The following is a 17835-nucleotide window of genomic DNA, read 5'->3' as shown; positions in this document are numbered from 1 at the left end:
CGTCGTAGATCATCGCGTGCTACCAAGAAGCATGCCTGCACTCGAGGGATACGACGCCGTGATCGTCGGCGGGGGCCACAACGGACTCGTCGCCGCCGCCTACCTGGCCAGGGCCGGGCGGTCGGTGCTGGTGCTGGAGCGGCTGCGGACGACCGGCGGCGCCGCGGTGTCCACGCGGCCGTTCGCCGGGGTCGACGCGCGCCTGTCGCGCTACTCGTACCTGGTCAGCCTGCTGCCCCGGAAGATCGTGCGGGATCTGGGGCTGGACTTCCGGGTACGCGGGCGCACCGTCTCCTCGTACACACCCGTGGAGCGGGACGGGAAGCCGACCGGGCTGCTCGTCGGCGGCGGCGAACGGCGCACCCGCGAGGCGTTCGCGCGGCTGACCGGGTCGGACAGCGAGTACGCGGCGTGGCGGCGGTTCTACGGCATGACGGGCCGCGTCGCGCAGCGGGTGTTCCCCACGCTCACGGAGCCGTTGCCCACCCGCGAGGAGCTGCGCGGGCGGGTCGACGACGAGGAGGCGTGGCGGGTGCTCTTCGAGGAGCCGGTCGGCGTCGCGGTCGAGGAGTACTTCGCGGACGACCTGGTACGCGGTGTCGTCCTCACCGACGCCCTCATCGGGACCTTCGCGGACGCCCACGACCCCTCCCTGCGTCAGAACCGCTGCTTCCTCTACCACGTGATCGGCGGCGGCACCGGCGCCTGGGACGTGCCGGTCGGCGGCATGGGCGCGCTGACGGACGCGATCGCCACCGCGGCACGCAACGCGGGCGTCGTGATCGCCACCGGTCACGAGGCGGTGCGGATCGAGACGGACGGCCGGGCCGCCGAGGTCACCTACCGCAGCGCGGACGGCGAGGGCGTCGTCGCGACCCGGCACGTCCTGGTGAACGCCTCGCCGCAGGAGCTCGCCCGCCTCACCGGTGACGAACCGCCCACCCCCGCCGAGGGCGCCCAGCTCAAGGTGAACATGCTTCTGAAGCGGCTGCCGAGGCTTCGCGACACCTCCGTCGACCCTCGCGAGGCGTTCTCCGGGACCTTCCACATCGCCGAGGGATACGAGCAGCTGGCCACCGCCCACGCGCAGGCCTCGGCCGGCGAACTGCCCGCCGCCCCGCCCTCCGAGATCTACTGCCACTCACTCACCGACCCGAGCATCCTCGGACGGGACCTGGTCGAGCAGGGATACCAGACCCTCACGCTCTTCGGGCTGCACACGCCGGCCCGGCTCTTCGAACGGGACCACGACGCCGTACGCGACGAGCTGCTCAAGTCGACCGTGGCGCAGCTCGACGCCCACCTCGCCGAGCCGCTGGTGAGCTGCCTGGCCATCGACGCCGACGGCCGCCCCTGCATCGAGGCGAAGACCCCGCTCGACCTGGAACGCGACCTGCGGCTGCCCGGTGGCAACATCTTCCACCGCGACCTCGCCTTCCCGTACACGCAGGAGGGCACGGGCCGCTGGGGCGTGGAGACCCGCCATCCGAACGTCATGCTGTGCGGGGCGGGCGCGGTGCGCGGCGGCGGGGTGAGCGGGGTCCCCGGGCACAACGCGGCGATGGCCGTGCTGGAGGATCGGGACCCCGGACACCTTCGCTAGCCGGCACGCGGAGGCCGGTGGCGGTGCCTCAGTCGCCGGACTCCGCCCAGCCCACGGCCTCGATCCGGGCGGCGTCCGCGGGCCGTGCCTCGTCGAAGAGGACCCGGCCGGCGGACTCGACGCGGAGCGTGTCGACGTACGCGCCGCGACCGACGTACAGCCGGTCGGTCGTGTACCGCCAGCGTGCGGTGAGCTGCCGCGCCTGGGGCAGGTCGGCGGTGAGCCGGTGCCAGACCCGCCCCGACCAACCGGTGACCGTGCCGGTGGGGTGTTCCAGTGGTTCACCGCCGTGCGGGGCCGCGGTCGTGAAGGGCACCGGCTGCCAGGTCGTACCGCCGTCGGCGGAGGTCTCCAAGCAGAGAAGGTCCGACTGGGGCTCGGTGTCCCACCACAGGGCGCAGCGCAGGCGCGCCGGACGGGTGCCGGTGTCGAGTGCGGGCAGGGCCAGCGTGGCCGTCGTGGTGCTCGCCGTCCCGGAGAACCAGGACGTGCGGCCACGGGCGGGGCGTACCGGTACGGCGCGCGCCAGACTGTTCGCCGCGGCGACCCGGGGAGCGGAGCCGGATCGCCAACCGCGGTAGGGGTGAACGGAGTTGCCGAGGACGATCAGGAAGGAGTCGGTCGTCGGGTCGAGGACGATCGAGGTGCCGGTGAAGCCGGTGTGGCCCGCGGTGTGCGGGGTGGCCATCGCGCCCATGTACCAGTGCTGGTAGAGCTCGAAACCGAGGCCGTGCTCGTCGCCGGGGAACGCGGTGTTGAAGTCGGTGAACATCAGGTCCACCGTCTTCGGCTCCAGGATGCGCGCCCTGCCGTACGCACCGCCGTTGAGCAGCGTACGGCCGAGGATCGCCAGGTCCCAGGCGCAGGAGAACACGCCCGCGTGGCCGGCCACCCCGCCCAGCGAGTACGCGTTCTCGTCGTGCACCTCGCCCCAGACCAGTCCCCGGTTCAGCCCCGACCAGGGCAGCCGGGCGTCCTCGGTGGCGGCGATCCTCGGTTTCCAGGAGGCGGGCGGGTTGTAGCGGGTGCGGTGCATGCCGAGCGGGGCGGTGATCTCGTCGCGGAGGAGGGTGTCGAGGGTGCGGCCCGTGATCCTCTCCAGGACGAGCTGGAGCGAGATCAGGTTCAGGTCCGAGTACAGGTACTTGGTGCCTGGTGGGTTGAGCGGCGCCTCGTTCCAGATGAGTTGGAGCTTCCCCTCGTGGGTGGGCGCGCTGTAGAGCGGGATCCAGGCGCGGAAACCCGATGTGTGGGTGAGGAGTTGACGGATCGTGATGTCCTGCTTGCCTCCGCCCGCGAACTCCGGGAGATACGAGGCGACCGTCGCCGCCAGCTCCAGCGTGCCGCGCTCGATCTGCTGCACCGCCAGGATCGACGTGAAAAGCTTCGACACGGAGGCGAGGTCGTACACGGTGTCCTTGGCCGCCGCGATCCGCTGAGCGGCGGGGAACTCGACTCCGGTGTCGGTCTTCTCGTCGTAGGCCGCATATCGCACCGCCATGCCGATCGGCTGATGCAGGGCGACGGTTCCGCCACGTCCGGCGAGGAGTACGGCGCCCGCGTACCAGGGGTGGGCGGGGGAGGGGCCGAGGAACGCCTCGGCGTCGACCACGAGTTGCCGTAGCCGGTCCGGGAGCAGTCCTGCCCGCTCGGCCGATCCGTGCCGCAGGGTCGGCCGCCCGCCGCCGTCCTGCGCGGCTGCCGCTGCGGGCCCTGCGGGGAAGGGGGCGATGGCCAGGGCGCCGCCCAAGGCCAGTACCCGTCTGCCCACTTGACGACGGGTCGGCCCGCCCGCCGAATTGCCCACTGCTTCTTCGGTCATCGAGGAGTCTCCCGCCGCGCCGCCTGAAAGTATCTTTCCGGATTCGCCGTGCGGGGTGAAACTTTCCTGTCAGGTCAAGGGTGTGTCAACCATGGCAGGCGGTTCCAGGAAATCTGACGGAGCATCAGAAAAGGTCTTCCCTCGTCCGGAGGACTGCGGCATCCTGCGGCCATGCAGACGGAGCTGAGCAACAGACTGGGAGTCGAGCACGCCGTCTTCGGCTTCACACCGTTCCCCGCCGTCGCCGCGGCCATCAGCCGGGCGGGCGGATTCGGCGTCCTCGGCGCGGTCCGCTACACCGCCCCCGAGGACCTGAGACGCGACCTCGACTGGATGGAGGCGAACGTCGACGGCAGGCCCTACGGCCTGGACGTCGTCATGCCGGCCAAGAAGGTCGAGGCTCCGGGAGACCGGACACTGACCGAGGCCGACGTCGAGGCGATGATCCCCGAGGGGCACCGGCAGTACGTCAGGGACACCCTGGCCAAGTACGGCGTGGCCGACCTCGACGAGGGAGAGGCGTCCGGCTGGCGCATCACGGGCTGGATGGAGCAGGTCGCCCGCAACCAGCTCGACGTCGCCTTCGACTACCCGATCAAACTGCTGGCCAACGCGCTCGGGTCGCCGCCCGTCGACGTCGTCGAGCGCGCCCACCAGCGCGGGGTGCTCGTCGCCGCCCTCGCGGGAAGCGCCCGGCACGCCCGCAAGCACGCCGAGGCAGGCATCGACATCGTCGTCGCGCAGGGCTACGAGGCGGGCGGTCACACCGGGGAGATCGCCTCGATGGTGCTCACGCCCGAAGTCGTGGAAGCCGTCGACCCGTTGCCCGTCCTCGCGGCGGGCGGCATCGGCAGCGGACAGCAGGTGGCCGCCGCGCTCAGCCTCGGCGCGCAAGGCGTGTGGCTCGGCTCCATATGGCTGACCGTGACAGAGGCCGAGATGCACTCGCGCGCCGTCACCCGGAAGCTGCTGGCCGCGGGATCCGGCGACACGGTCCGCTCACGCGCCCTGACCGGGAAACCGGCCAGGCAACTGCGCACCGAGTGGACCGACGCCTGGGACGACCCGAACGGGCCCGGCACGCTGCCCATGCCGTTGCAGGGACTCCTGGTGGCCGAGGCGCTCTCCCGGATCCAGAAGCACGAGGTCGAGCCGTTGCTCGGCACGCCGGTCGGCCAGATCGTCGGCCGGATGAACAGCGAACGCGGCGTCCAGGAGGTCTTCGACGACCTGACCCGGGGCTTCGAGCACGCCGTCGACCGGATCAACCGCATAGCGGGAAGGAGCGACCAGTCATGAGCACGGTTGCCGGCACGCCGCCGAACGGCTTCTGGGCCCAGGCCGCGGCGGACCCTGGGCGTACGGTCCTCATCACGCCGGACGGAGAGGAGTGGAGCGCAGGCCGGCTGCACGCCTCGGCCAACCGACTCGTCCACGGACTGCGCGCCGCGGGCCTCGCACGCGGAGACGCCTTCGCGGTCGTCCTGCCCAACAGCGTCGAGTTCCTCGTCGCCTTCCTCGCCGCCTCACAGGCCGGCTTCTACCTCGTCCCCGTCAACCACCACCTGGTCGGCCCCGAGATCGCCTGGATCGTCTCAGACTCGGGCGCCAAGGTGCTCATCGCGCACGAACGGTTCGCGGATTCCGCCCGCCAGGCCGCCGACGAGGCCGGGCTCCCGGCCACCCACCGCTACGCCGTCGGCCCGGCCGAGGGCTTCCGGCCGTACACCGAACTCCTGGACGGACAAGCCGAGTCGGCGCCCGAGGACCGCACCCTCGGCTGGGTCATGAACTACACCTCGGGCACCACAGGCCGCCCGCGCGGAATCCGGCGCCCGCTGCCCGGGAAGCTCCCCGAGGAGACGTATCTCGGCGGCTTTCTCGGCATCTTCGGTATCAAGCCGTTCGACGACAACGTGCACCTCGTCTGCTCGCCGCTGTACCACACCGCCGTCCTCCAGTTCGCGGGTGCTTCCCTGCACATCGGCCACCGCCTGGTACTGATGGACAAGTGGACGCCCGAGGAGATGCTCCGGGTCATCGACACCCACAGGTGCACGCACACCCATATGGTGCCGACCCAGTTCCACCGGCTGCTGGCACTTCCCGACGAGGTGAGAGCCCGCTACGACGTGTCCTCCATGCGGCACGCGATCCATGGCGCGGCCCCGTGCCCGGACCATGTGAAGCGGGCGATGATCGAGTGGTGGGGTGAGTGCGTCGAGGAGTACTACGCGGCCAGTGAGGGCGGCGGGGCCTTCGCGACCGCCGAGGACTGGCTGAAGAAGCCCGGCACGGTCGGCAAGGCCTGGCCGATCAGCGAACTCGCCGTCTTCGACGACGACGGCAACCGGCTGCCGCCCGGTGAACTCGGCACCGTCTACATGAAGATGAGCACCGGCGGATTCTCGTACCACAAGGACGAGACCAAGACGAAGAAGAACCGCATCGGCGACTTCTTCACCGTCGGCGACCTCGGTCTCCTCGACGAGGACGGCTACCTCTTCCTCCGCGACCGCAAGATCGACATGATCATCTCGGGCGGCGCCAACATCTACCCGGCCGAGATCGAGGCCGCGCTGCTCACCCACCCCGCCGTCGCCGACGCGGCCGCCTTCGGCATCCCGCACGACGACTGGGGCGAGCAGGTCAAGGCCGTGGTGGAACCCGCCCCCGGACACGAACCGGACGCCGCCCTCGCCACGGCCATCCTCGACCACTGCGAACGGCAGCTCGCCGGCTACAAGCGCCCCAAGAGCGTCGACTTCATCGAGACGATGCCCCGCGATCCGAACGGCAAGCTCTACAAGCGGAGGCTGCGCGACCCGTACTGGGAGGGGCGGACCCGGGTGGTGTGACGGCGACCGGAGCCGCGATGTGCGACCGCGGTCGTGGTCCTCTGCGGGCGTCAGGGCGTCGATGAGCTCGCTGAGCTTTTGGCGGGTCGTCCCGGTCAGTTCTGGGTCCTGGAGCGAATGCCGCGTGAGGCGGGGCGGACTGCTCACCGGGGGCCGGTCTGCTTCTGCCAGGCCCGCTTGGGCACCTTGGCGGCCAGGGCATCCGCTCGGAACTTCCCGGCCGTGGTGGTGACTTCGTGGCAGCAGGCGACGGCGAGCACGTAGGCGACCCCGCGCTCTTCCAGCGCGGACCGCAGTTTCGGGTTGCCGCCGTAGACCTCGTCCCCCGCCACCCAGTCCGCGCGGTGCCCGGCTTCAGGGAACCAGCCGATCATGCGGGCGGCCAGCTCCGGCCTGGTCGCGAAGACGGTGTCCTCGTCCAGGCCCGCAGCCCGGCAGCGGTCCGGGTCGCATGTCCACGAGCGCGGAATGTACAGCTCGCGGTCCACTGCCGCGTGTCCGCGGCGGCCCGCGTAGACGAGATGGACGGCGACCTGGGAATTCTCAATCCTGCCGGTGGCGCCAGTGTACTGGCGCTGCACCCGACGGTGTGCGTGCCCTTCTTCACGTCCCCGGTCTCGTCGACGACCAGGACCGCATCTGGGTCGTGCAGATGCTCCACCACGTACTCCCGTACGTCATCGCGTACCGCATCGGCATCTCCACCTGGCCCGGCCCAGCAGGTGCTGCATGCCATCAGGACTTGCCTCCCCGGCCCACTCGGAGATCGTCCAGCAGTTCTTCCGCGGCAGGTCTGCCAGCAGCCCGTGCCCGAAGTCTCGTGCCCGAAGTCTCGTGCCCGAAGTCCCGCGCCCGAAGGCGTGGTTCGACCCGCGCGAACCTCGCCGCCATCCGGCCCATCAGACCCTCGACCGCCTCCTGCCACCGGGCAGGGTCTACGCTGTGAGCTGCGGCCACCACATGATCTTCGTTTGTCCACACAGCTCACGATGATCATCGGTGGCCACAGCCGCCTTTATCGTCGGCCCTGACCAGCCAACATTACGATCTGTGCCTGGAGTAGGCGGCGGTCGAAGGGGCGACGCAGGCGCGCCGTCCCGTATCAGGAGGACATATGCGACGTGGCGAAGTCTGGTGGGCAGACCTCGACGAGCAGCGGGCAGTCGTACTGCTGTCGGGAGAAGAGGCGTCCGGTTTCTTGGCGATGCAGGTCGTCGCTCCCGCGGGCACCGATATCGGCGGCGTGGCCGTTGAGGTGGCAGTAGGTGCCCCCGAAGGACTGCCTCTCGAAGGCGTCCTGAGAGTCGCACTTCCACGTCCCGACCTCATCCCTTGCAATTGGCTGGTCACCCTGGCCAGGGAAGACCTGATCGGGCAGGCGGGCGTCCTGCCGTCCGCGAAGCTCAGCGAGATCGAGGACGCCCTTCGTCTCGGTGGACTCAAGTAGGCAGAGGGATGGACGCCGCCGATGGCGCGGCCGGTCTCGTCGAGATGGTCAATGGTGGCTACGCCATATCAGCGGCGCCCCCACTCACAAGATCACGATCTACGGCTGGAGTACTAGGCCGTGTTGCGAAAGTGGATCAAGGGGCTCGTTCGGTGTCTGGTACGGGTCGTGTGATGCTGGCGCAATGACTGATCAACGCGAGGTTGTCATCGTCCGCTGGCCAGGTCAGGGCCCTTCCGTGGATCGGTTGGCCGAGTTGCTGGCGGCCTACCATCTGCGGACGGAGGCAGAGAAGGGCGAGGCCGTTGCCGATGTGGACGGGTTGCCGGACCGCTACCGGGCAGAAATCTTGGACCCGCGGGCCGCGTTCGCCGACGATGTCGTGCTGATGGCTCTGAGCGGCGACACAGCCGTGGGCTGCCTGGTGGTGACCGCCCCCGTCGGCGGCCGGTCAGAGGTCAAGAGGCTCTGGACAGACCCGGCATTCCGGAGCCGGGGCATCGCGTCCGCCCTGGTCGGCGCCGCGCTTGCGCATTCCGCGGAAAGCGGCGTCAGCATGGTACGGCTGTCGGTATGGAAGTGGCGGGCAGATGCCATCGCCCTGTACGAACGGCTCGGTTTCACCGTCGCCGAGTCGTGGGAGGAACGGGATCAGCTGGTGTGCATGGAGCGTGCCGTGTGAGGGGTCACAGCCACTCCTTGATGGCTGCGACCAGCACGGTTGCCTCGTATCGGACGGCGAGCTTGTCGTATCTCGTAGCCACAGCCCGGTGACGCTTGAGGCGATTGATGCCGCACTCCACCGCGTGGCGCTCTTTGTAGTCGGCCTTGTCGAACTTCGGCGGCCGACCGCCGCGCGAGCCGCGCTTCTTACGGTTGCGGACCTGGTCGGCCTTCTCCGGAATCGTGCAGCGGATGCCACGCCGGCGCAGGTAGGCGCGGTTCACGCGTGGCCCGTACGCCTTGTCAGCGCGGACCTTGTCCGGCCGGGTGCGCGGCCGGCCCAGGCCGAGGCGAAGCACCCGGATGGCCTCCAGAACCGGCTGGAACTGCGGGCTGTCGTGCCGCTGGCCCGCCGTGACCAGCAGCGACAACGGCTTCTGTCCCTGCTCAATCGCCAAATGCAGCTTCGTGGTCAGCCCGCCGCGCGAGCGCCCCAGGCCATGGTCGTCGGGCTCGGTCTCGACGCCACCAGGAGGCTCCTTCTGCGCGGCCCCTTTTTACGGGCCCCGGCAGCATGCTGGTGGGCCCGCGCGATCGTGGAGTCCACGCTGACCTCCCAGGTGATCAGGCCCTTCGCGTCGGCCGCGGCCTGCAGCTGTACAAAGATCTACTTCCAGGTGCCGTCCCGCTGCCAGCGCCGGAACAGGTCGTAGGCCCGGTCCCACGGCCCGTACCGCTCCGGCACGTCGCGCCACGGCGCACCGGCCCTGGTCCGCCACCGTATGCCGTCGATCAGCTGCCGCCGCGTCCACGTCTGCGGACGGCCTGGCTTCTTGCCCGTCGGCAAAGGCGGCTCCAGCCGGGCCCACTGGCCGTTCGTCAGATCTCCACGCCGCACGAAACGTGATCATCCACGGCCTTGATCCATTTTCGCAACACGGCCTAGTGCTCCAGCAGTACTTCGTGGCCTGACCTGGGGAAACGTCGAGCGGTGGGAGTGTAGCGGGCGGGAAGTCGTCACGGACGGCTTCTGCTCGCACGCCCCTCGAAGGAGCGCCCCCGATGGAAAGGTCGCCCCAGGCCGGGGAAGCCTCGGGTCGTGATCACCGAACAGGCAGCCGAGACCTGGGACCGCGACCTGGACCACCTCTTCACCACCATCGGGCGCCACTTCGGCCGTGTCGAACCACGCCGCCGCATGCGGGACTACGGGCGCGCACTGCTCGCCCCGGTGGCCCGAAAAACAGCTCGCAACTTGCCGAACACGCCGGCCACGCCACCCCGGACGGACTGGACCGGCACCTCGAACGGCCGGACTCGAAGTGCTCCTCGAAGCTCTCCTACCGGATCAACACCCGGGAACGGCAACCGACATGGCGGATCACAGCCAAGGTCATCACGTTGCACACCGCGATAGTCCAGTGATCAAGCAACGGCATTGTGTTCCCGGCGGAAAGTGACAGACAGCCACTTCAAGGCTCGTCTCGTAGGCGAAGTCCGCGAGTTCCTTCTTTCAGGCGCGCACACGGTAGCCGTTGGAGCCTCCGGCGTCGGCGGTGACCAGCGGGCGGGAAGCGTGCGGGTAGCGGCGGCGCCCCTCACCGTTCCACCAGCGGCGCAAGGTGGCCACCGCGAAGGCAGAGGTGTCCCCGTGTCGCAGCCCACCGACACCCAGCCGCGTCCGCGCCGATGTCGTAGATCCCGTACGGCACCGCTTTCTGGGCGCCATTCTCGGGGAAGTCGTGTGCGCGGACCTGCGCCGGCTGTCCGGCACGGTGCCACTCGCGTCCGATCACCGCGTAGTTGCCCAGCGTCTCCTTCCTCTTGGCATCCACGCTGATGACCGGCTGCCCGTCCGCGAGGTACGCCGTGACCGGGTCGTTGATGTAGCGGAACTGGGCGTCCCGGTCCGGATGCCGGGCCCACTCGGTGGTCCTGGAGGTGCCCTGCAGAGAGAAGCCCTCCGCCTTCAACAGCGCGGCCACCGTGACCGAACCGATCCGGTGCCCCTGACGCGTCAGCTCGGCCGCCAGACTCCGGGTGGACCTCACCGTCCACAGCAGCGGAGATTCCGGGTCGCCGCGCTGGTCCGGCTCGACCAACGCCGCCAACGCGGGCACCAGCCCCGGATCGGCCTCCCGCAAGGGCTTCCGACCCGCGCCCGGTGCCCGGACCCGGCCGGCGGGCTCCTCCGCGTGCTCCAGCTCCCGCTTCCCGCGCGACACCGTGGACTTCGCCACCCCGGCCGCTCCGGCCACCATGCGGATCCCGCCGTGGCCCAGAACGCGGGCCGCGGCGCCCAGCGTCAGTCGCAGTTGGCGCTCATCGGGATGCGGCAACAACAGCCCAGACGCATCCACCAGCTCTGTCTTTCGTCCCCTCCGACACCCCCGCATCCTGCGACCCAACAGCCCACGAAAACCGAAGAGTTATTGATCGGCAGGTCCCTGGCTCAACTACCCGAAGCGAAACAGGGAGGTTAACCATCCCTACCTGAGTTTGAGCCGCTCAGGAACCTCGACTATCAGATCGGGGGATACCCGGTGCGCCCACACGAACCTACGCTTCCGGCATTCCCTCACCAACCACGAGGAGCTCGTCCGGCATGCATCAAACAACCGCGCACAAACGTGCCGGAATTGTTCCCGCGCCCACACGTTCCTCAGGTCCGGCACTGGCTCGCCTTCGATTTCCTCCGCCGATGCACCGTTCAGTACGGCCTCGGCCAGAGAATCCATGGCGATCTCCTTCATTTTCTCCCGCCGACGTGGCACATGTTTCGAACTGGTACATGGCCGCACACCTGAATGCGGCCGACCCCGGCATCTTCCAAGGAGTAGAGGACAAGGACGTTCACAAGTCCGTCCAGGTCGGCCGGGTGGCCACGCCCGAACCGGCGCCGGACGAGGTCCTTGAGAGGAAGGGACGACATGGGTTCTGTGACTGACGCGGTGCTCGCGGGGGCGAGTCCCGAGGAGTTGGAGCATGCGGCTCTGCCGGAGGAGTTCACCGCGGCCCATCTGCGCATCGAGGACGTGGACATCTTCCGGGACGTCGCCGACAAGGACGTGCGCAAGACCCTCCGAGTCGGCCCCGTTCCGCTGCCGGAATTGGCGCCCGACGAGGTCCTCATCGCCGTCATGGCCAGTTCGATCAACTACAACACCGTCTGGTCAGCTACCTTCGAGCCCCTGCCGACCTTCCGGTTCCTCGCCGGTTACGGACGGCAGGGCGGCTGGGCCGCCCGCCACGACCAGCCGTACCACGTCCTCGGTTCGGACGCGGCCGGTGTGATCGTCCGGGTCGGCTCGGCGGTGCGGCGCTGGCGGGTGGGGGACCACGTCCTGGTGAACGCGGCATGCGTCGACGAGCAGGAGGCAGTCACCCAGGCCGACGGCATGCTCGGCGAGCACCAGCTCGCCTGGGGCTACGAGACCAACTTCGGCGGCCTCGCCCACTACTGCCTGGCCCGCGCAAGCCAGCTCATCCCCAAACCCGCCCATCTCACCTGGGAGGAGGCCGCGTGCGTGCCCGCTTGCGCCGGCACCTCCTACCGGATGCTGGTCTCGGACCGCGGCGCCCGCATGAAACAGGGGGACGTGGTGCTGATCTGGGGGGCGACGGGCGGTGTCGGCTCGTACGCCGTGCAGTTCGTCAAGAACGGCGGCGGCATCCCCGTCGGCGTCGTCGGGTCACCCCGCAAGGCCGAGGCGCTGCGGGCCCTCGGCTGCGACATCGTCATCGACCGCTCGGAGCTCGGCATCGGCGAGTCCGAGGGCGACGACTTCGAACAGGCCATCGCCGACGGCAAACGGCTCGGCTCGGTCATCCGCCGAGAGACCGGCGAGGACCCGCACATCGTCTTCGAACACGTCGGACAGGCCACGTTCGGGATGTCCCTGTTCGTCGTACGGCGCGGCGGCACCGTGGTGACCTGCGGCTCCAGCACTGGATACCGGCACCACTACGACAACCGCTATCTGTGGATGAAACTCAAACGGGTCATCGGCAGCCATGTCGCCAACCTCCACGAACAGTGGGAGTGCGCCCGGCTGTTCGGCCAGGGGCGCATCATGCCGGCGATGTCGTCGCTCTTCCCCCTGATCGAGGTCGGCGAGGCCACTCGGCTGGTGCAGCGCAACGACCACATCGGCAAGGTCGGCGTCCTGTGCCTGGCCCCCGAACCCGGTCTCGGCGTCACCGACCCCGAACTCCGGGCCCGGATCGGCGAGGACCGGCTCAACCCGCTGCGCCCCTTCGCCGCCGACGTGCCCGGCGCCCTGGCGGTGGCCCGATGACCACCCGTATCGGAATCCTCGGCACCGGCTCCTACCTCCCCAAGGAGGAGATCACCAACGAGGAGATCGCCCGACGCGTCCCCGGCATCACCGCCGAGTGGATCGGCCGCCGCACCCTCATCACCGGACGCCGCTACGCCGCCCCCGACGAGGCCACCTCCGACCTGGCCCGGCACGCGGCCACCGCCGCCCTCGACGACGCGGACGTCACGGCGGACCGGATCGACCACCTCATCGTGGCCACGTCCACCGGCGACGCCCCGCTGCCGCCCACTGCGTCCCTGGTGCAGAACGCTCTCGGCGCCCACCGCGCCGCCGCCTTCGACATCAACATCGCCTGCGCCGGCTTCGTCTACGCACTCGACGTCGCTCGCGCCCTCGTCGCCCAGCGCCCCGGAACGCTCGCCCTGGTCATCGGCGCCGACCTGTACTCGCGCTTCCTCGACTACGGTGACCGCGGCACCGCCGTCCTCCTCGGCGACGCGGCCGGCGCCGCGGTGATCGGGGCGGTGCCGGAACCGCAGGGCATCCTGGACGTCGAACTCGCCGGACGCGGCGACGCCCACGAACTGATCTGGATCGAGGGCGGCGGAAGCCGCGTCCCCGCCTCCGCCGACACCGTCGCGAACGGCGGTCACTATCTGCGGATGAACGGCCGCGGTGTCGCCGACTTCGTCATGCGGAACGTCCCCCCGATGATCGATCCCCTCCTGCGGCGCACCGGCACCACCCGGGACCAGATCGCGCACTTCGTGCCCCACCAGGCCAACGGGGTGCTCCTTGGTGAACTGGTCGAGCGCTGCGGCCTCACCGGCGCCCGCACCCACACCCCGCTCGTCACCTACGGGAACATGGGCGCCGCCTCGGTCCCCGTGGCACTGGACGAGGCGGCCCGCGCGGGTCTGCTGCACGACGGCGAACTGCTGTTGCTGGCCGGGTTCGGCGCGGGCATGGCGGCCGGGCTCTGCCTGCTGCGCTGGTGATCCCCGCCTCACTCTTACCGTCCGGTCTCTGGCGACGTGTTCACTCCCCCCCCCCCCCCCCCCCCCGAGGCTGCTATATCGAGTGTCTTCCCCTCGGCGACTCTGCGGGCGGCGTACGCCTTCGTAGTCGGATCGAGCCGCAGCCGGATCAGCGAGATGGTGTGAAAGGCCCAATATGATGCGCCGCTGGGACCGTACGCACGAAGTCTAGAACCATTCCATCAAGGTCACTCAATGGAAGCGATATTGGTCCAGTCCCTGGCCAGTTCTACGCGTGAGGAGATCTGCAACTTGGGGAATATTTTCTTCAGGTGGTAGGCCACAGTATGCGGAGACAGAAACAGATGCTTAGCCGTCTGCGTGTTGGTCATTCCTTGTGCTACCAATTGAGCCACTTTAGCTTCTGTTTCGGTGAGATTCGCGATTGCCGTCGGTGGGGTTGCGCGCCAACGGGATTGGGGGTGCCTAACACCGAGATCCCACAGTCTCTTCTTGATTCGCAAGGCATCGCGCGGGGCTCCCGCTGTCATATAGGCGTCAGCGCTCCGCTCGAAGATTTTTATAGCCTGATCCTGCTGTGACCGCTCACGGGCCAAGCGCTTTCCCACGTCTTCGATAGCCGAAGCTCGCGCCCAGGGATGGACTTGCATTTTCGCAGCGAGCCGCAGATCGACCAGATTTCGGTCAAATATACCTTGCGCATGGAGGGCTGATGCGGCTAGCGCATGATGCTGCGGGTTCATTTCGGCCAATTTTCCAGCTAGCTTCACTGCTTGCTGCGCCGTTGGCTTCTGGTCGACTTTCATCGCCAGCCGCACGATCCAGGGAGCGGCAGCCGACTGTGACAGGAATACGTTCCTGCTGACTGGGCCAAAGTCAACGAGTTCCTCGATGACTGGTGCGACGCCCTCGGCTCCCCTTTGGGCTTCGCGTACCCGCACGTTTACCCATGCGCACTGCCCCGCCAGCACGGTGAGACGCCCCATGAGTGCATCGTCGGCTATCATCTGCATGTGCGATGAAGCTACATTCACCTCTACGCGCCGCACAGCGATCAATGCCAGGATGAGGTGACTCGCGATACGGAGTTTATCGATACCCTCGTCTTGCGCAAGCACCTGTTCACTCAGGGTCGCTGCTGCATCCAGGTCTCCGGCCATGAAAGCCAAGTGTGACCGTGCTAGCGATAGTCCGGCCGGCGAGATCACCGGACCGAAGAGGCTGCCATTCGGATCCTCTGGAGGGTAGAGAAGTTTCGTTACGCGATCGAATTCTCCTCTCCTTGTCAGCATAAAAGCCAACCACATTGTGGTATGTAAGTCACAGTCGCACGAAGAGTCGGTGGCTGTCTTTGCGGCGGATTCTTCAGCGAGATACAGGCCGCGGTCGGACCAGCCATTCAGCCAAAGAGCTATCGCCTGTCGGATGAGTTGGCATTTTGCGCATGCTGGAGTACCGGAAAGTACGCGCACAGAATTTCCCCCAGAAATAGCCTATTCGCCATTTAAATTCCTGTAACGTGCGTGCGTGCGTGGGGGCTTCCGTGGCCGCACAGACTGCTCCAGTCGTGTGGCACACGCCGTGAGCTGTGTTGTTTGCCGCGAGCCTCTTGATGCTGGGACGCCAAGTCATACGCACCAGCTTGGCGTTGAGCCATTCGGCGACCTGCTCCGAGTTGGACACCGTGGCGGACAGGCGGACAAGCCGACCATGCGTACCCGCGAGTCCTCGTCCCGTCCATCTCCCCCGGCCCAGGCACGCCACCCCGTACGTCAACCGCGGCCGAGCGGCGCGCCTCAGGATCCGCACGCAACCAACCCTGCAACGACCGCAACTCCCCCGTGGCCGACCCGTCCCACACCTGTAACCGCACCCCGTGACCCCCCTGACCCCGTGCGCCCAACCCGACCACCATGCACAACTGATCGCGAAAACCGCTACAGGACAATACCTCCACCGATCAGGCAAAAATACCCCTGACCAGGCAAAACGCCAGCCAAGCCCCTGGGTGCAGAAGCTACCCAAAACTCCCCGTCCATTCCCGCCGAAACCCACACAGGTACAGGACGGAGCCCCCACAGCCCACCAAACGCAGTTAGAAGCCGTATTCCTATCGACCATGGTTGCGGTTCTGCTCGAACATCGGGCTTGGCCCCGTGATCTCCGGTCGCGGAGCGCATGAAGACAAGGCCTCCGGTGCAGCACGAGGGGCGTTGATTCCAACCCGTGCGCCTCGGGAGGCCCTGATGTCGCAGTTGCACGCGGTTACGTCCCTGGAGTTCAACTCGGCGCGCTCGGTGTGCGATTGCCTCGCTCACCGGTTCGGGAACGCGGCCGATCAGCCGGAGAGGGCCCCGCTCTACAACTCGGATATGACGCACGCCCAGTGGGCGGTGGTCCGTGATGAGATGCCGACACCGGGCTGGCTGGAGGGGAGGGGCGGCCGGCCAGTAGTTCAAGGGTCCAGCGGATGTCGGCGACTTCACCGGCGACCAGCAGCCAGTCCTCGTCCGGCGGGTCGAATCTTTTCCACCAGAGCGCGGTTTCGGCGTAGCCGACATGCAGGTCGCTGATGGCGAGCAGGCGTTCACGGCCGTCCGTCGACTCCACCTTCACCCCGCGCTGCCGGAGCCGGCCACGTCCAGGGCCCATCAGTACAGCGGCGGGAACCTCAGACAAGGCTCGGTGCTGGGAGATGCCTGTCTAGCTGCGCATGGTGCCAAACCTATAGGGTGTAGCTCCTTTCAAGGGACAGGCTGAGCTGGGCATTTGCCTGATCGGCCGGGCTGAGCACCGCATAGATCGTTTCGAAACCGCCAGGTCACGCTCGGGGCCGGATCAAGATCGACTGCCTGGAAGTCACGGATCGCGGCGATGCCCTCCTGGGAACCCGGTTCGATCACCCGGTCGCGCACCAAGCCACAGTTCATGCAGGTAGGGCCGTCCCTTGAAAGCAGCTACACCCGTCAGCGTTTGACTCGATTGCGTACGGCTAGGACCGCGAGGGCCAGGAGGACGGGTTCGGTCAGGCGGGAGGTCATCTCGATGTAGGTGCCGGCGGTGGTCAGGTCCTGGTCGGCGGAGCGGAAGACCACCGAGTTGAGGGTGACGTTGAGGGCCTTCTCGAAACGCTCGCCGGTGAAGCGGTCCCCGGTGGGGTTGCGCGGATCGTTCTGGCCGATCTCGAAGGTCACTCGCCCGCCGCCAGGGGCACCGCGGTCTCCTCCTCAGCATGTTTGCGCAGGCAGGAGCGGTGTTGATGGCAGGTCTTCTCCACGGCCGCGCCGAGGTTCTGCAGCAGGTGCCAGCGGTCTGCGACCTCCAGGGCGTCCGGCGCGGCTTCCTTGATCGCTTTGCTGTAAGCGGTGGCACGGTCCCTGCAGATGATCTCGGCGCCGGGATGTGCGGTGAGCCAGGCGGCGATGGTGCCGGACTCGCGGTCGGGCAGGACATCGACGACACGGCCGGATTCGACGTCGACCAGCAAGGTGCCGTACCGCTTTCCCTTGCGGAAGGCGAAATCGTCGACACCGAGCACGCGCGGCGCCTGCTCGGGTATGGCCGGCTCCGTGAGCAGGCCCAGCAGCCGTGTTCGGCCCGCCTTCAACTGCAGCCGCCGGCAGAGCCGTTGACCGGGACGACCACCAACTCGACCATGACCGCGTGCTGCCACTGCTTCAGTCCGAGACTGGAGCGGCGGTACCGCTCGCTGAGCTGGGGGACCTGCTCGACAAACGTCCGCCTCGGACACCGGCCGCGGTCGCAGAAGAACCGCCGGACCCGTAGCCGCACGGTCAGGCTCCGCCCGTTCACCGGCAGCCCGTCCAGGCCGCGCTCGTAGGACGAATGCACCCTCGATGCCCGCGAGTTACACCCCGGACAACGTGGTGGCGGCCCGCATGCAACGGCCTCGACGACCAGCCCCTCGGCAGCCTCTGTGACGCGCGTCAACCGCACATCGAAACCGGAGAACAGAACATCAGCGAGCGATTCGACCCCCATGTGCAGGATGTCCCCTAGAGGAACGTTCCTGCATGCGGCCTCCGACCTGGGCATTCACGGAACTGATGCTGTTGGTGATCTTCACTCGGTGGGGTGAAGTCTGCTGACCGTGGCTGTGTTCATGTTCTCGCGATGCTGCGCTGGTGGGAGCGGGGCGGT

12 protein-coding genes and 5 pseudogenes are annotated in these 17835 nt (G+C 68.2%); 7 read left to right on the top strand and 10 right to left on the bottom strand.

Annotated elements, in window-relative coordinates; translation table 11 throughout:
• Window positions 1-31 precede the first annotated feature (31 nt).
• Window positions 32-1603, top strand: coding sequence for a phytoene desaturase family protein (locus tag ACIBLC_RS35870; protein WP_399215606.1), 1572 nt, complete (start codon window positions 32-34; stop codon window positions 1601-1603).
• Between the two features lie 28 nt (window positions 1604-1631).
• On the opposite strand, the gene ACIBLC_RS35865 is transcribed toward ACIBLC_RS35870, so the two are convergent.
• On the bottom strand, window positions 1632-3425 hold the full coding sequence (locus tag ACIBLC_RS35865) for a serine hydrolase (protein ID WP_399215605.1): 1794 nt from the start codon (window positions 3423-3425) through the stop codon (window positions 1632-1634).
• 171 nt (window positions 3426-3596) lie between these two features.
• Here ACIBLC_RS35865 and ACIBLC_RS35860 point away from each other — a divergent pair, with 171 nt between their 5' ends.
• A complete protein-coding gene (locus ACIBLC_RS35860) occupies window positions 3597-4724 on the top strand; it encodes an NAD(P)H-dependent flavin oxidoreductase (protein ID WP_399215604.1) in 1128 nt (375 codons plus the stop codon).
• Window positions 4721-6283 carry an acyl-CoA synthetase gene (locus ACIBLC_RS35855; protein WP_399215603.1) on the top strand — a complete coding sequence of 521 codons (1563 nt, stop codon included), beginning with the start codon at window positions 4721-4723 and terminating at the stop codon, window positions 6281-6283. Before ACIBLC_RS35860 ends, ACIBLC_RS35855 begins: the two co-directional genes overlap by 4 nt.
• A 161-nt stretch (window positions 6284-6444) precedes the next feature.
• On the opposite strand, the pseudogene ACIBLC_RS35850 reads toward ACIBLC_RS35855, so the two are convergent.
• A pseudogene (locus tag ACIBLC_RS35850) lies at window positions 6445-7183 on the bottom strand (IS701 family transposase); the annotation flags it as partial.
• 214 nt (window positions 7184-7397) lie between these two features.
• On the opposite strand from ACIBLC_RS35850, the gene ACIBLC_RS35845 reads away from it, so the two are divergent.
• Both ACIBLC_RS35845 and ACIBLC_RS35840 read left to right on the top strand, forming a co-directional pair.
• Window positions 7398-7730 carry a type II toxin-antitoxin system PemK/MazF family toxin gene (locus tag ACIBLC_RS35845; protein ID WP_399215602.1) on the top strand — a complete coding sequence of 111 codons (333 nt, stop codon included), beginning with the start codon at window positions 7398-7400 and terminating at the stop codon, window positions 7728-7730.
• Window positions 7731-7914: 184 nt separating this feature from the next.
• Window positions 7915-8412 carry a GNAT family N-acetyltransferase gene (locus tag ACIBLC_RS35840; RefSeq protein ID WP_399215601.1) on the top strand — a complete coding sequence of 166 codons (498 nt, stop codon included), beginning with the start codon at window positions 7915-7917 and terminating at the stop codon, window positions 8410-8412.
• Between the two features lie 4 nt (window positions 8413-8416).
• Here ACIBLC_RS35840 and ACIBLC_RS35835 read toward each other — a convergent pair.
• Together ACIBLC_RS35835 and ACIBLC_RS35830 are read right to left on the bottom strand one after the other, a co-directional pair.
• A pseudogene (locus ACIBLC_RS35835) lies at window positions 8417-9291 on the bottom strand (IS5 family transposase).
• A gap of 543 nt (window positions 9292-9834) precedes the next feature.
• A pseudogene (locus tag ACIBLC_RS35830) lies at window positions 9835-10789 on the bottom strand (ISAzo13 family transposase); the annotation flags it as partial.
• A 534-nt stretch (window positions 10790-11323) separates the two neighbouring features.
• Here ACIBLC_RS35830 and ccrA point away from each other — a divergent pair.
• The gene (gene ccrA / locus ACIBLC_RS35825; protein WP_399215600.1) at window positions 11324-12691 is read left to right on the top strand and encodes a crotonyl-CoA carboxylase/reductase; all 1368 of its coding nucleotides are present in this window, start codon (window positions 11324-11326) and stop codon (window positions 12689-12691) included.
• Window positions 12688-13674 (top strand): 3-oxoacyl-ACP synthase III family protein, encoded by a 987-nt coding sequence (locus ACIBLC_RS35820; protein ID WP_399215599.1) that lies wholly within the window; start codon window positions 12688-12690, stop codon window positions 13672-13674. The genes ccrA and ACIBLC_RS35820 overlap by 4 nt, the downstream gene beginning before the upstream one ends.
• A gap of 227 nt (window positions 13675-13901) precedes the next feature.
• On the opposite strand, the gene ACIBLC_RS35815 is transcribed toward ACIBLC_RS35820, so the two are convergent.
• The 6 genes and pseudogenes from ACIBLC_RS35815 to ACIBLC_RS35790 all read right to left on the bottom strand — a co-directional run bounded on the left by ACIBLC_RS35815 (window position 13902) and on the right by ACIBLC_RS35790 (window position 17676).
• Window positions 13902-14834 (bottom strand): LuxR C-terminal-related transcriptional regulator, encoded by a 933-nt coding sequence (locus ACIBLC_RS35815; RefSeq protein WP_399215598.1) that lies wholly within the window; start codon window positions 14832-14834, stop codon window positions 13902-13904.
• 344 nt (window positions 14835-15178) lie between these two features.
• Window positions 15179-15589, bottom strand: a complete 411-nt coding sequence (locus ACIBLC_RS35810) for a hypothetical protein (RefSeq protein WP_399215596.1) — start codon at window positions 15587-15589, stop codon at window positions 15179-15181.
• 524 nt (window positions 15590-16113) lie between these two features.
• A pseudogene (locus ACIBLC_RS35805) lies at window positions 16114-16284 on the bottom strand (metallophosphoesterase); the annotation flags it as partial.
• Between the two features lie 356 nt (window positions 16285-16640).
• A pseudogene (locus ACIBLC_RS35800) lies at window positions 16641-16880 on the bottom strand (hypothetical protein); the annotation flags it as partial.
• The gene (locus ACIBLC_RS35795; protein WP_399215595.1) at window positions 16865-17212 is read right to left on the bottom strand and encodes a transposase; all 348 of its coding nucleotides are present in this window, start codon (window positions 17210-17212) and stop codon (window positions 16865-16867) included. The gene ACIBLC_RS35795 and the pseudogene ACIBLC_RS35800, both read right to left, overlap by 16 nt.
• 65 nt (window positions 17213-17277) lie before the next feature.
• Window positions 17278-17676, bottom strand: a complete 399-nt coding sequence (locus ACIBLC_RS35790; RefSeq protein ID WP_399215657.1) for a transposase family protein — start codon at window positions 17674-17676, stop codon at window positions 17278-17280.
• Window positions 17677-17835: the final 159 nt, after the last annotated feature.

This window comes from Streptomyces sp. NPDC050535, from assembly GCF_044457665.1.
GTDB lineage: Bacteria > Actinomycetota > Actinomycetes > Streptomycetales > Streptomycetaceae > Streptomyces.
This window is presented reverse-complemented; position numbering and strand designations above follow the sequence as displayed.